This is a genomic window from Cesiribacter sp. SM1, assembly GCF_020178975.1.
GTDB lineage: Bacteria > Bacteroidota > Bacteroidia > Cytophagales > Cyclobacteriaceae > Cesiribacter.
The window spans coordinates 1-1,175 of sequence record NZ_JAHXBU010000029.1 but is presented as its reverse complement, the minus strand read 5'-3'; the positions used below and the strand labels follow the sequence as shown (position 1 = coordinate 1,175).

General features: G+C 41.8%; 2 protein-coding genes. Both read left to right on the top strand.

The window, feature by feature from the left end; genetic code table 11:
* Positions 1 to 236: 236 nt before the first annotated feature.
* Entirely contained in the window at positions 237 to 458 is a 222-nt protein-coding gene (locus KWJ01_RS03960; protein ID WP_224995128.1) for a DUF433 domain-containing protein, read from the top strand.
* The gene (locus KWJ01_RS03955; protein WP_224995127.1) at positions 455 to 790 is read left to right on the top strand and encodes a DUF5615 family PIN-like protein; all 336 of its coding nucleotides are present in this window, start codon (positions 455 to 457) and stop codon (positions 788 to 790) included. The genes KWJ01_RS03960 and KWJ01_RS03955 overlap by 4 nt, the downstream gene beginning before the upstream one ends.
* The last annotated feature ends 385 nt before the right edge of the window (positions 791 to 1,175 follow it).

Genomic DNA, 1,175 nt, shown 5'->3' with positions numbered 1-1,175 from the left:
CTGTCATTATTTGGAATATGCTTGTCAAGCATCAGCCCTTTACGCCTCCAGATCAGTATGAATATCTGGACCAAAAACGAAAGAGAAAGGTGCGAGAACTACAAAAACAATTAGCTAAATTGGAAACCACACTAGCCGAACTAAAAGAGCCTAGAAATGCTCCTGTAGAGGCTCTTTAGAAACGTTAGTCAGAATTGAATCGGAACATGGTAGCCAACTTTTGAGTATATTGGGATATGAATTACCAGGACTACATAGAAATAAGAGCTGACAAGAGATTCGGTAGGCCTACTATAAAGGGTACCAGGATAACTGTCTATGATGTACTTAACTGGCTCTCGAATGGTATGACAAAGGCGGAAATTATAGCTGACTTTGAAGAGCTGAACGAGGACAGGATCAATGCCTGCCTAGCTTTTGCAGCCGACAAAGAACATAAACTCCGGATTGCATCTTGACTCTGCTGTTCGACCAGAATATATCTCCCAAGATTGCAAAGCAGCTTGAGGATACCTTTCCAGGTGTAAAACAAGTTCGACATCTGGGACTGGAGAATGCTTCTGATTTAGAGATATTCGAATATGCTAAATCAAATGGTTATGCAGTAGTGACCTTTGACTCTGACTTTGTAGACCTAAATGTGCTCAGAGGATTTCCACCAAAAATCATATGGCTAAGGACGGGAAATTTGACAACCAAATCCATTGCAGAATTGATTAGCAAAAATGTGGTAGCAATCCGCAACTTCCTGCAGTCAGAAGAAGCCCTAATCCTGGAAATAATAAAATAATAAACGAACCATAACAACAGAATAAAGCAAGCTCCCCCAGTTCATTTAGCCATTGGCAATTCTACTATCTGCCTTTGCGTCCGTTCGGCAAAGGCTGGTGAAGGTCGCCTGCTTTATTCAACGGACGTTACTCTTCATTCCCCGTTTTTCTGCAGAAAATAATTTCTTGAGCTAACGTTTACGTAAGCATCTTTAGGCTCTCTGTAAGACCGATTTTTTAATTGATGCTTAAAAGCTCGAGCTTCATTCCGGTTGGGATGGCTAATTCGCTTCGATTTGTGCCACTGATTTCGGTTTGTTAGTGCCAGTGTTTCCGGTTCAAACTGTGCCATTATATGGGGGCAGTCTTGCCTGATTCCGGTTCGATTTGTGCCACTTTGGAAGA